At 69.1% G+C, this 12,375-nt stretch carries 12 protein-coding genes; 1 reads left to right on the plus strand and 11 read right to left on the minus strand.

Translation table 11 applies throughout. The annotated features are described in order from the left end of the window. Positions 1-155: 155 nt before the first annotated feature. Positions 156-2,684: an ATP-dependent Clp protease ATP-binding subunit gene (locus tag ACFXJL_RS29010; RefSeq protein ID WP_358876571.1), complete on the minus strand. Its 2,529-nt coding sequence runs from the start codon at positions 2,682-2,684 to the stop codon at positions 156-158. 431 nt (positions 2,685-3,115) lie between these two features. Here ACFXJL_RS29010 and ACFXJL_RS29015 point away from each other — a divergent pair, with 431 nt between their 5' ends. Further along, entirely contained in the window at positions 3,116-3,832 is a 717-nt protein-coding gene (locus ACFXJL_RS29015; RefSeq protein WP_384697201.1) for an SCO3374 family protein, read from the plus strand. Between the two features lie 12 nt (positions 3,833-3,844). Here ACFXJL_RS29015 and ACFXJL_RS29020 read toward each other — a convergent pair whose 3' ends face one another. From ACFXJL_RS29020 to ACFXJL_RS29065, 10 genes are all read right to left on the minus strand, one after another. After that, positions 3,845-4,180, minus strand: a complete 336-nt coding sequence (locus ACFXJL_RS29020; protein WP_329021813.1) for an Lsr2 family protein — start codon at positions 4,178-4,180, stop codon at positions 3,845-3,847. 143 nt (positions 4,181-4,323) lie between these two features. Further along, complete coding sequence (locus ACFXJL_RS29025; protein ID WP_358876573.1) at positions 4,324-4,845, minus strand: amino-acid N-acetyltransferase; 522 nt, start codon at positions 4,843-4,845, stop codon at positions 4,324-4,326. A 9-nt stretch (positions 4,846-4,854) separates the two neighbouring features. Next, on the minus strand, positions 4,855-5,433 hold the full coding sequence (locus ACFXJL_RS29030; RefSeq protein ID WP_384697206.1) for a BlaI/MecI/CopY family transcriptional regulator: 579 nt from the start codon (positions 5,431-5,433) through the stop codon (positions 4,855-4,857). A 147-nt stretch (positions 5,434-5,580) separates the two neighbouring features. Then, positions 5,581-5,754 carry a hypothetical protein gene (locus ACFXJL_RS29035; protein WP_329021810.1) on the minus strand — a complete coding sequence of 58 codons (174 nt, stop codon included), beginning with the start codon at positions 5,752-5,754 and terminating at the stop codon, positions 5,581-5,583. A gap of 14 nt (positions 5,755-5,768) precedes the next feature. Continuing rightward, positions 5,769-6,362 (minus strand): hypothetical protein, encoded by a 594-nt coding sequence (locus ACFXJL_RS29040; protein ID WP_358877058.1) that lies wholly within the window; start codon positions 6,360-6,362, stop codon positions 5,769-5,771. Between the two features lie 298 nt (positions 6,363-6,660). After that, positions 6,661-7,461: a type III pantothenate kinase gene (locus ACFXJL_RS29045; RefSeq protein ID WP_329021808.1), complete on the minus strand. Its 801-nt coding sequence runs from the start codon at positions 7,459-7,461 to the stop codon at positions 6,661-6,663. Next, the gene (gene nadC, locus ACFXJL_RS29050) at positions 7,461-8,480 is read right to left on the minus strand and encodes a carboxylating nicotinate-nucleotide diphosphorylase (RefSeq protein WP_384636248.1); all 1,020 of its coding nucleotides are present in this window, start codon (positions 8,478-8,480) and stop codon (positions 7,461-7,463) included. The genes ACFXJL_RS29045 and nadC overlap by 1 nt, the downstream gene beginning before the upstream one ends. Continuing rightward, complete coding sequence (locus tag ACFXJL_RS29055) at positions 8,477-10,282, minus strand: L-aspartate oxidase (protein ID WP_384697210.1); 1,806 nt, start codon at positions 10,280-10,282, stop codon at positions 8,477-8,479. The genes nadC and ACFXJL_RS29055 overlap by 4 nt, the downstream gene beginning before the upstream one ends. Further along, positions 10,279-11,373, minus strand: a complete 1,095-nt coding sequence (panC, locus tag ACFXJL_RS29060; protein ID WP_358876577.1) for a pantoate--beta-alanine ligase — start codon at positions 11,371-11,373, stop codon at positions 10,279-10,281. Before panC ends, ACFXJL_RS29055 begins: the two co-directional genes overlap by 4 nt. Positions 11,374-11,423: 50 nt before the next feature. Next, positions 11,424-12,362, minus strand: coding sequence for a Rossmann-like and DUF2520 domain-containing protein (locus tag ACFXJL_RS29065; protein WP_384636242.1), 939 nt, complete (start codon positions 12,360-12,362; stop codon positions 11,424-11,426). Between the last annotated feature and the right edge of the window lie 13 nt (positions 12,363-12,375).

Raw genomic sequence — 12,375 nt, forward strand, 5'->3', positions numbered from 1 at the left:
CCGGCACGCGATCGCGCAGTGCGCCCTTTCCGTAGCGGCGTGCTTCCGCCGCGACCGCGTGGCGTCGGACCACGGAGAAGGGGCTGCCCCGGCCCGTACCCATGAGTACGGAATCCGGGGCAGCCCCTTCTCAGTCTGACGGCACCTCGCGGAGGCTATGCCTCCTTGGAGAGGTTCGGTCCGGCACCGCCCGCGGCCTGCTCGATCGGCGGGACGTCCGGCAGCGCGGACTTCTCCTCGCCACGGAAGGTGAACTTCTTCTCTTCACCCTCGCCCTCGGTGTCCACGACCACGATGTGACCGGGGCGCAGCTCGCCGAAGAGGATCTTCTCCGACAGCACGTCCTCGATCTCCCGCTGAATGGTCCGGCGCAGCGGCCGGGCACCCAGGACCGGGTCGTAGCCCTTCTTCGCGAGCAGCGACTTGGCCGTGGCGCTGAGCTCCAGGCCCATGTCACGGTCCTTGAGCCGCTCATCCACCTTGTTGACCATGAGGTCGACGATCTGAATGATGTCTTCCTCGGTGAGCTGGTGGAAGACGACCGTGTCATCGACACGGTTCAGGAACTCGGGCCGGAAGTGCTGCTTCAGCTCCTCGTTGACCTTGACCTTCATCCGCTCGTAGTTCGACTTCACGTCGCCCTGTGCGGCAAAGCCAAGGTTGAATCCCTTGGAGATGTCCCGGGTCCCGAGGTTGGTCGTCATGATGATGACCGTGTTCTTGAAGTCCACGACCCGGCCCTGGGAGTCGGTCAGACGACCGTCTTCCAGGATCTGCAGAAGGGAATTGAAGATATCGGGGTGGGCCTTCTCGACCTCGTCGAAGAGGACGACCGAGAACGGCTTCCGGCGCACCTTCTCGGTGAGCTGACCGCCCTCTTCGTATCCCACGTATCCGGGCGGAGAACCGAAGAGACGGGAAACCGTGTGCTTCTCGCTGAACTCCGACATGTCGAGGGAGATCAGGGCGTCCTCGTCACCGAAGAGGAATTCGGCGAGCGTCTTGGAGAGCTCGGTCTTACCGACACCGGACGGGCCGGCGAAGATGAACGAGCCACCGGGACGCTTCGGGTCCTTCAGACCCGCCCGCGTACGGCGAATGGCCTGGGAGAGCGCCTTGATGGCGTCCTTCTGGCCGATGACGCGCTTGTGCAGCTCGTCTTCCATGCGCAGGAGTCGGGAGGACTCTTCTTCGGTCAGCTTGAAGACCGGAATGCCGGTCGCCGTGGCCAGGACTTCGGCGATGAGCTCGCCGTCGACCTCGGCGACGACGTCCATGTCGCCGGCCTTCCATTCCTTCTCGCGCTTGGTCTTCGCGGCGAGGAGCTGCTTCTCCTTGTCGCGGAGGGAAGCCGCCTTCTCGAAGTCCTGGGAGTCGATGGCCGACTCCTTGTCGCGGCGGACTCCGGCGATCTTCTCGTCGAACTCACGGAGGTCCGGCGGTGCGGTCATCCGGCGGATGCGCATCCGGGAGCCGGCCTCGTCGATCAGGTCGATCGCCTTGTCCGGCAGGAAGCGGTCCGAGATGTACCTGTCCGCCAGGGTCGCGGCCTGGACGAGGGCCTCGTCCGTGATGGAGACCCGGTGGTGGGCCTCGTAGCGGTCGCGCAGGCCCTTGAGGATCTCGATGGTGTGCGGCAGCGACGGCTCCGCGACCTGGATGGGCTGGAAGCGGCGCTCCAGGGCCGCGTCCTTCTCCAGGTGCTTGCGGTACTCGTCGAGCGTGGTGGCACCGATGGTCTGGAGCTCACCGCGGGCGAGCATCGGCTTGAGGATGCTGGCCGCGTCGATCGCGCCCTCGGCGGCACCCGCGCCGACGAGCGTGTGCAGCTCGTCGATGAACAGGATGATGTCGCCGCGGGTGCGGATCTCCTTGAGGACCTTCTTCAGGCGCTCCTCGAAGTCACCGCGGTAGCGGGAGCCGGCGACCAGGGCACCGAGGTCCAGGGTGTAGAGGTGCTTGTCCTTGAGGGTCTCGGGCACCTCACCCTTGACGATGGCCTGGGCCAGACCCTCGACGACGGCGGTCTTGCCGACGCCGGGCTCGCCGATGAGCACGGGGTTGTTCTTGGTGCGGCGGGACAGCACCTGCATGACCCGCTCGATCTCCTTCTCGCGCCCGATGACCGGGTCGAGCTTGGACTCCCGTGCGGCCTGGGTGAGATTGCGGCCGAACTGGTCCAGGACGAGCGAGGTCGAGGGAGTGCCCTCGGCCGGGCCGCCGGCAGTGGCGGCTTCCTTGCTTCCCGAATAGCCGGAGAGCAGCTGGATGACCTGCTGCCTCACTCGATTCAGATCGGCGCCCAGCTTCACGAGGACCTGGGCCGCGACGCCCTCGCCCTCGCGGATCAGGCCGAGCAGGATGTGCTCGGTGCCGATGTAGTTGTGGCCCAGCTGAAGGGCCTCGCGGAGCGAAAGCTCCAGGACCTTCTTGGCACGGGGAGTGAAGGGGATGTGCCCGGACGGGGCCTGCTGGCCCTGACCGATGATCTCCTCCACCTGCTGGCGGACCGCCTCGAGCGAAATCCCGAGGCTCTCCAGGGCCTTAGCGGCGACACCCTCACCCTCGTGGATTAGGCCCAGGAGGATGTGCTCGGTGCCGATGTAGTTGTGGTTGAGCATCCGGGCTTCTTCCTGAGCCAGGACGACAACCCGCCGCGCGCGGTCGGTGAACCTCTCGAACATCGTTAATCGCTCCTCAGAGCGGTCAGGCAGTAAGGGGTCGGTCCCCTCCCTGTCCTTCCGCAGCTTAGTCCCGCAAGCGGGGACCGCTCATTCCAACTGCCGACACCCGTCTGTGGCCTCCTGACCCCTGAACGCCGACAACTGCTCCAACCCGATGGTGCGAGACGATGTTCCCGCAGGCCAGGCAGTTACCCTCACCATCACTACGCCGATGGCGAACGTAAGCGCTCCCTGCGAGCGTGTCGCCCCTTCCCACTAGGGATGTCTTACCCGTAAGCACTGACAGTCCATGCGGCGCACACCGGTTCCCTCCGCTACGGGCGAACAACCTCGTGCGCTCGAATGCCCCCGAACACCCCCATCTGCGACACCCTGAGCAATGCATTGCGCACTCTGCGTAACTCCTACGGCGGATCGAGAGTTCCCGGGACATGACTTTCACCGTTCCGGGGCCCCGTTCTTCCAGCGAGGCCGTCGCGTCGCCGCCCGAAAGGGAAGTGGCATGGGCGCGCTGGTACGAAACGGAACTGGGCTGGGCGACAACCGTCGACCCGAGCGACCCACAAGTCACAGGCGACCCAAATGCCTCGCATTGCCACGTCTCGCATTGCCACGGGGGCCATCGCTCTTCCCTCGTATGGCTACGGACCGGGGTGCGTTTCGACGTACTGCAATTTCCGGCGGCAGCGGGAGCGGCAGTGCTCGACCAGATGCAGCTGAACGGGCCCGTGGCGCTCTCCGGGCCGGCGGGGGACCGAATGCAGCTGCTGGTGGCCGCAGGGAGCGCTGAGGAGCTTCCAGGGCTGCTCGACTGGCTGGAATGGGGCGGGATCACCTTGGATCTGACCGCCGTCGGTGCGGGCGGACGCCTGAGCGCCCCACCCCCACCAGGCAGGACCGGCTCTCGGGAGGCCGCCGTCTGGCTGCGGCCCCCCGTGCCGGGGTGTGAGGTGGAACCGACACTTCCGGCCCTGAACCCGCTAGGACGCGGGGCCGGAACAGGTCGGGGCGGGGGCCCCGATCTCGTCCGTCTCCTCGATGCGGTCGCCTCCGAGTGCCACCGCATCCGTTTGCTCGGTACGAATATGCGCACGGCCGCGGGAACGAGCGCGTACGAATACGCGGCCTGCGAATACCTGGCCGATTAAGACGGCTGCTACTCAGCCGTTGGCCTTCTCGTACGCCTCACGGACCGTGGCGGGGACTCGACCGCGGTCGTTCACCTCGTAGCCGTTCGCCTTGGCCCACGCGCGGATTTCCGCGGTGTCCTTGTTCCCACTCGCCGCCGCACGGCCCTTACCCCGACCCGAAGCAGCGCGGCCACCCGTGCGCCGCCCGCTCTTGGCATACGGGTCAAGCAACCCGCGGAGCTTGTCCGCATTGGCGGTGGTGAGGTCGATCTCGTAGGTCTTGCCATCGAGAGCGAACGTCACGGTCTCGTCCGCCTCGCCGCCGTCGAGGTCGTCGACAAGAAGGACCTGAACCTTCTGTGCCACCGGATTTCCTTTCATCGAAAATGCAGTACGCGGAAAGGAAACCGCTTTTCCCTGGAAAACACAAACCCTTGGCAGAGGTTCAGATCCTCAAGAAGACGGGAAACATGCGCGATTCGGACATAGAGCTCCCAGGCAAGTGGTGATCACAGGTGCAGAAGCATCCGGCTGTTGCCCAAGGTGTTCGGCTTCACGCGTTCGAGCCCGAGGAACTCGGCTACACCCTCGTCATAGGAACGCAGCAGCTCGGTGTAGACATCTCCGGCGACCGGCGTCTCGCCGATCTCGACGAAGCCGTGCTTGCTGAAGAAGTCGACTTCGAAGGTCAGACAGAAAACTCGGCGAACCCCCAGCCAGCGCGCTGTGTGCAGCAGTTTGTCGAGCACCTGATGGCCGATGCCTGTGCCCTTGAAGAGAGGATCGACCGCAAGTGTGCGTACTTCTGCGAGGTCTTCCCACATGACGTGGAGAGCGCCGCAGCCGACGACAGTACCGTCTTCGTCCCGTTCTGCAACCCAGAACTCCTGGATGGCTTCGTAAAGAGTCACTGTCGCTTTGTCGAGCAGGATGCCTTCACTCACGTACGGATCCAGCAGTCGGCGGACCGCACCCACATCGCCGGTCCTGGCGCGTCTGACGGTGATGGCATTTGCCGCTGCATTAGACATGCATCGACGCTATCGCCCCGAGGATGTCCGGCCGTCGGCGGGATGGTCGCCGTGAACTGCGTCTTGGTCGAGAAGGGGACCCTCACCAGGAACTGCATCTTCGGCGAGATCCGGGTCAACAACGGCCGGAACTTCGCCTTCGACCAAATCGGAGTCGCCCCTACGAACAGCGCCTTCGGCTTCGGCTTCGGCTTCGGCTTCGGCTTCGGGGGATGCAACCCCTTCTTCAGTCGAGTCGCCTTCTTCGGCCGCGTTCGGGACCGGTTCACCCCCGACCATGCGGACGGCCGCTTGCAGCGCCTCACGCTGTTCGGGCGACATCATGCCGAAGAAGGCCACGAGTGCGGCGGCAGGGTTGTCGCTCTTGGACCACGCCTCGTTCATCAAGGCCGCCGAGTACGCGGCCCGAGTCGAGACGGCCGTATATCGATAGGCACGGCCTTCGACTTCCCTGCGGACCCAGCCCTTCTGATGGAGATTGTCCATTACCGTCATGACGGTCGTGTAGGCGATGGAGCGGTCCTGTTGGAGGTCTTCCAGGACTTCCCGGACGGTGACCGGCCGGTTCCATTGCCAGACCCGTGTCATGACGGCATCTTCGAGCTCTCCCAATTGGCGGGGCACATTCCCACCATAGTGGGAGAAGTTGGAATGCTCGGTAATGACGTAACAAAAAGGACGTACGACTCAAACCGAGTGTGCCGTACGTCCTGCGCCTCAGGTATTGCTCCTGAGTCAGCTATCCCCGCCGCCCTGACGGGCCGCTTCCGCGCGGGCGATCGTGGCATCCACGATCGCGTCTTCCTTGGACTTGTTCGGACCGCCCTGACTCTTGACGATCGTCACGATCAGGGCGGTGAAGAGAGCGGCCATCACCACGGGAGGCACCAGGGCGGATACGTAGTCCATGCCTCCCAGAGTAGCTACCCCGCGGCGCGCTCCTCCGGTGGGGGCGCAGGGCGACGGCGCGGCGGAAAGACCTCGGAGGGCTTGGGCACCGGGCGCTCGCCGGGGACGGGCTCCTCGGGCCTGGTCGGAGCCGGCCTCGGCTGGGGGCGTGGCTCCGGCTTCGCATCGGGGTCCCGTTCGTCCGCTGCCCGGCCGCCGGGCAGCGCGAGCAGCCGCGCCCGCGGGGCGGGAGCGGTCCACCGGCCGAGCCTGGCCCGTACGGACTGCTCGGCCAGCGACTGGCAGCGTTCGAGGACGGCCGCGGCGACCGGATTGCCACGCAGTGCCCTCAGGGCCGCGAGGTCGTCCGGACAGGGGTCGTAGCCGGCGGCGAGGGCGTCCTGGAGGAGTTCCAGATAGCCGGTCAGCGAGCCGGGGAGTGCCGCGCGGTAGCGCGTCAGGTCGGCGAGGAGGAAGGCGTGCAGTCGCCCGGCCTCGAACACCGCCTCATCGACGGATTCCGCCAGACGCAGGCAGTCCCGGATGTCCTCGTCGGGCAGGGAGGTGGGATGGAGGGCGACGGCGAGGGCGCGTCGGAGCACACGCAGCTCGTCTGCGCTGAAGGCCATGCCGCCGCGGGAACCGTATGGCGTGGGCATGAGGTGACGATACGTGCGACCAAGGAGAAATCAACCCAATACGGGCACTTGGGCGCGGCGCACCCGCTTGCGGCGGCGAGCCTCCGGACGGGTACCGCCGAGGCGCCACGCATCGGGCGCCTCCACGGCTTCTCAGCGCCGGCCACCAGGACCGAGGAGGGCCGGCCACTGCGGCGGCAGGTGCCGTCGGGGCCCCACCGGCCCCCTGCGCACGCCGGCCGGGCCGCTCCGAGCGGCCGGCTCGGGCGGCCCCAGACCGGACGCCGAGTCACATGCGGGAGACGTTTCGCTCGTAGACCAGGCGCAGGCCGATCAGCGTCAGCCAGGGCTCGTGCTCATCGATCTCCGAGGACTCTCCCAGCACCATGGACGCCAACCCGCCCGTCGCGATGACGGTGACGTCGTCCGGGTCCGCCGCGGCCAGTTCGGTCTTCATCCGGCGGACCACACCGTCCACCTGGCCGGCGAATCCGTAGACGATGCCGGACTGCATGGCCTCGACCGTGTTCTTACCGATCACGCTCCTCGGGCGGGCCAGTTCGATCTTGCGCAGCTGGGCGCCCTTGACGCCCAGGGCCTCCACCGAGATCTCGATGCCCGGGGCGATGACCCCACCGACGTACTCGCCGCGCGTGCTCACCGCGTCGAACGTCGTCGCCGTACCGAAGTCGACGACGATGGCCGGGCCCCCGTAGAGGTCCACCGCGGCCAGTGCGTTGATGATGCGGTCCGCGCCGACCTCCTTGGGGTTGTCCATGAGGATCGGCACGCCGGTCTTGATGCCCGGCTCGACGAGCACCGCGGGGACGTCGCCGTAGTAGCGCCTGGTCACCTCGCGCAGTTCGTGCAGGACCGAGGGGACTGTGGAGCAGATCGCGATGCCCTCGATGCCGTCGCCCAACTCGACGCCGAGCAGGGGGTGCATCCCCATCAGCCCCTGGAGGATGACGGCGAGTTCATCGGCGGTGCGTCGGGCGTCCGTGGAGATCCGCCAGTGCTCGACGATCTCGTCGCCGTCGAAGAGTCCGAGGACCGTGTGGGTGTTGCCGACGTCGATCGTGAGCAGCATCAGACTTCAGCCTCGCGTAGGTCGAGTCCGATGTCGAGGATCGGAGCGGAGTGGGTCAACGCGCCCACGGCGAGGTAGTCGACGCCGGTGTCGGCGTAGGCGCGGGCGTTCGCGAGGGTCAGTCGGCCCGACGATTCGAGGATCGCCCGGCCGTCGGTCAGCGCCACCGCCTCCTCGGTCTCGGCAGGGGTGAAGTTGTCCAGCAGGATCAGATCGGCACCCGCGTCGAGCACCTCGCGGACCTGGTGGACCGTGTCGACCTCGACCTCGATCGGAAGGTCGGGATAGGCGTCCCGGACGGCCTTGAAGGCATCGGCCACCCCGCCGGCCGCCACCACGTGGTTGTCCTTGACCAGCGCGGCGTCCGAGAGGGACATCCGGTGGTTGACGCCGCCGCCGCAGCGGACCGCGTACTTCTCCAGGGCGCGCAGCCCCGGAGTGGTCTTGCGGGTGTCGCGGACCTTCGCCTTCGTCCCTTCCAGGGCGTCCGCCCAGGCGCGGGTCGCGGTCGCGACACCGGAGAGGCGGCACAGGATGTTCAGTGCACTGCGCTCACCGGTCAGCAGATCCCGGGTGCTGCCGGTGACGGAGAGCAGTTTCTGCCCTGCGACGACGCGGTCGCCGTCGTCGACGTGGCGCTCCACGGCGAACTCATGGGTCGCCGCGACCGACAGCACGGCCTCGGCGATCTGGAGTCCGGCCACCGTGCCCGCCTCGCGGGCGGTGAAGTCGGCGGTGGCCACGGCCTCCTCGGGGACGGTCGCGACGCTGGTGACGTCCACACCGCCGTCGAGGTCCTCGCTGAGCGCGAGATAGGCGATGTCCTCGATCTGTACGGGGTCGAGACCGGCCTCGGCGAGCAGCGCGGCCAGCGCGGGGTCAAGACCGCACTCGTACTCCTCGTCGTCGCCCTGGGCGCAGCCGCAGGAGTCCCCGCAGCCACCGCCTTCGGGCTCGGCGGCGCCGATCTGGATCAGCGGTACGTCCACGGGGAGTGGACGTTCTTCGGGCGTGCTCACGGCTGGTGCTCCCTGGGGACGTGGGGGACGGTCGGCGGTTCGGGTGGGGAGAGCGGATCGGCCCGGTGTTCGGGGAGTGGGTCGAGGGCCGTCGCGGGGAAGGCGGTGTGCCCGGTGCGGGTGACCACGAGCGAGCGGTCGGGGGCGATCCGCACGATCAGATGGCGGTGCCACTCCTGGTCGTCGCGGTCGGGGCGGTCCTCGCGCCAGTGACAGCCGCGGGTCTCCTCGCGCTGAAGCGCGGCGGCCGTGAGCACCCGGGCGACACAGAGCAGGTTGGAGGTCTCCCAGGAGTCGACGCCGGGCTCTGCGTGCTTGGCGTGCCGGGTGTGCTGGGCGCTGTCGCTGCTGACCGCGCTCGTGTGCACGGCCTCCAGGGCCGCCGCTGCTTCCCGCAGGCTCTCCTCGGAGCGCAGCACCCCCGCGCCGAGCGACATGATCCGCTGGATGGCGGGGCGGGTGTCGGGGTCGATCAACGGCAGTACGGACGGTGTGCCCGGTGGGTGGGGAACGCCGGCCGTGAGGGTGCCGGCCGAGGACCTGCGTGCGATGTCCGCCGCGATGCGCTCGGCGAAGACGAGGCCCTCCAGCAGGGAGTTGGACGCGAGTCGGTTGGCGCCGTGGACACCGGTGCAGGCGACTTCGCCGCACGCCCAGAGTCCGGGGACCGTGGTGCGGCCGTGGAGGTCGGTTCGTACGCCACCGGAGGCGTAGTGGGCGGCGGGGGCGACCGGGACCGGTTCGGTGACCGGGTCGATGCCATGGGCACGGCAGGCCGCGAGGATCGTGGGGAAGCGGTGCTCCCACATCCGGGCCCCGAAGTGGCGGGCGTCCAGGTACATGTGGTCCGCGCCCTGCTCGCGCATCCGGCGCATGATGGCCTTGGCCACCACGTCCCGGGGCGCCAGTTCCGCCAGTTCGTGCTGGCCGAGCATGAAGCGGACACCGTCGGCGTCGACGAGGTGGGCGCCCTCTCCGCGTACCGCCTCGGATACCAGGGGCTGCTGGCCCTCGGAGTCCGTACCGAGGAAGAGCACGGTCGGATGGAACTGCACGAACTCCAGGTCGGACACCTCGGCGCCGGCACGCAGGGCGAGGGCCACACCGTCACCGGTGGAGACCGCGGGGTTGGTCGTGGCGGAGAAGACCTGGCCCATGCCGCCGGTGGCGAGGACGACGGCGGGTGCGTGGACCGCTCCGACGCCGTCGTGCTGCCCCTCGCCCATCACATGGAGGGTGACTCCCGCGGTACGGCCTTCGGCGTCGGTCAGGAGGTCGAGCACCAGGGCGTTCTCGATGGTGCTCAGACAGGCGGTGCGGGCGGCTTCCACCAGGGCGCGGGAGATCTCGGCGCCGGTGGCGTCGCCGCCTGCGTGGGCGATGCGACGCCGGTGGTGGCCGCCCTCCCTGGTCAGCTCTATCTCGCCGGCGGCGGAGGTGTCGAAGACGGCACCCGTGGCGATCAGTCGGTGCACCGCCGCGGGGCCCTCGGTCACCAGGGCCCGGACCGCCTCCTCGTCGCAGAGGCCGGCGCCGGCGACCAAGGTGTCGTCGAGGTGCTGTTCGGGGGTGTCGCCCTCACCGAGCGCGGCGGCTATGCCGCCCTGGGCCCAGCGGGTGGAGCCGTCGTCCAGACGGGCCTTGGTGACGACGACCGTGGACAGGCCCGCGGCGGCGCAGCGCAGGGCCGCGGTGAGCCCGGCGACCCCGGAGCCGACGACGACGACGTCGGCGGCGATGGACCAGCCGGGGGCGGGGGCGTTGAGCCGTATGCCCGGGCCGTGCGGATGGGTCGTGCTCACGAGGTGGCTCCGAACCTGAGGCGGGTGTTGTCGATCAGGCGGGTCGCACCGACCTTCGCGGCGACGGCGAGGATCGCCTCCCCCTCGAAGTCGTCGGGGACCTCGGTGAAGGTGGCCGGATCGACGAGCGCCAGATAGTCGAGGACCAGGGGTGGGTTGGCCCGTGCGGCGTCGTCGAGCACCGTACGGGCTGCGGCGCGCACGGCGTCGGCACCGGCCGGTGCGGCCTGGGCGACGGCGGCGGCATCCGCCGCGGCTCGGGCCTCGCCGAGTGCGGACAGGGCGGCGGCGCGGGCCAGGGTTCCCGGCGTGGCTTCGGCCCGGGCGAGCAGCGCCTGCTGTGCGGCCTGACGGTCCCGGGCGGCGAACAGTGCGCGGGAGAGGGCCAGCGCGGTGTCCCGCTCGGCAGCCGAGAGGTAGCGGTTGCGGCTGGAACGGGCGAGCCCGTCCTCCTCGCGCACGGTGTCCACCCCGACGATCTCCACCGGAAGGTTGAGATCGCGGACCATCCGTCGGATCAGGGCGAGCTGCTGGGCGTCCTTCTGCCCGAAGAACGCAAGGTCAGGGCGGGTGAGATGGAGCAGCTTGGCGACGACGGTGAGCATCCCGTCGAAGTGGCCGGGGCGACTGGCGCCTTCGAGGCGCTCCCCCATGGGGCCGGCGGTGACCTTCACCATGGGTTCGCCGTCGGGGTAGATCTCCGCCACGGACGGGGCGAAGACGATGTCGGCGCCCGCCGTCTCCGCGAGGGTCAGATCGGCGTCGAGGGTGCGCGGGTAGCGATCGAGGTCCTCACCCGCGCCGAACTGGAGCGGGTTGACGAAGACGGTGACCGTGACGAAGCCCTTGGTGCCCACGCGCTCGCGTGCCGCACGGATCAGCGCGGCGTGCCCTTCGTGGAGGGCGCCCATCGTCATGACGACGGCCGTGTGGCCGGGTGCGGCCAGGTGTTCGAGGACGTACCCCAGGTCATCGAGGGTCGGGACCAGCTCGAAGCCGGCGGGGCGCGAGGTGATGGAGCCCAGTGGACGGGTGCGCTCCGGGCCCGGTGCAGCGACGGCGGCTGGTCCGACGGGAGGACGACCGCTCATCCCACCCGTCCCGCTCGTCCCGCCCGTCCCGCGCGTCTCATGGGGGCCGCTCACGGGCGCTCGCCGCCCGTGGGCTGACCGCCGTCTGCCAGTACACCGAGGAGGTCTTCGGCAAGCTCGGGTTTGAGCAGGCCGTGGGCGAGCGCCCGGTCCGCGGTGGTGCGCGCCATCGCCAGATAGCCCGCGACGGTGGCGGGGGCGTGTTTGCGCAGTTCCGCCACGTGGACGGCGACGGTCCCCGCATCACCGCGGGCGACGGGCCCGGTGAGCGCGGCGTCCCCCGAGCGCAGGGCGTTGTCCAGGGCTGCTCCGAGCAGGGGGCCGAGCATCCGGTCAGGCGCCGCCACTCCTGCGGTGCGCAGCAGCTCCATCGACTGGGCGACCAGCGTGACGAGGTGGTTCGCCCCGAGGGAGAGGGCGGCGTGGTAGAGCGGGCGGGACTGCTCGTCGACCCACTCGGGCTCTCCGCCCATCTCGATGACCAGCGCCTCGGCGGCGAGCCGCAGCTCGACCGGGGCGGTGACCCCGAAGGAGCATCCGGCCAGTCGCTGCACATCGACGCTGGTGCCGGTGAACGTCATCGCGGGGTGGAGGGCGAGGGGCAGTGCGCCGGCCCGGGTAGCGGGCGCGAGCACCTGCACACCGAATCGCCCGGAGGTGTGCACCAGCAGTTGACCGGGCCGGACCGCCCCGGTGTCGACGAGCCCCTCGACCAGGCCGGTCAGCGCATCGTCGGGGACGGTCAGCAGGACCAACTCGGCGCGGGCGAGCACCTCGGCGGGCGGGACGATCGGCACGTCCGGCAGCAGGACGGCGGCCCGGCGGACGGAGGCTTCGGAGACGGCCGAGACAGCGACGGGACGGTGTCCGGCGAGCTGGAGCGAGGCGGCCAGGGCCGGTCCGACCCGGCCGGCTCCGACGACGCCGACGGTCAGACGGGCGGGCCTGTCCCGAGGGTCGAGTGGCTCTTGGGGGGCTGTGGCATTCACGCGGTGCAGAACC

It is taken from the genome of Streptomyces sp. NPDC059256, assembly GCF_042753785.1.
Taxonomy (GTDB): domain Bacteria; phylum Actinomycetota; class Actinomycetes; order Streptomycetales; family Streptomycetaceae; genus Streptomyces.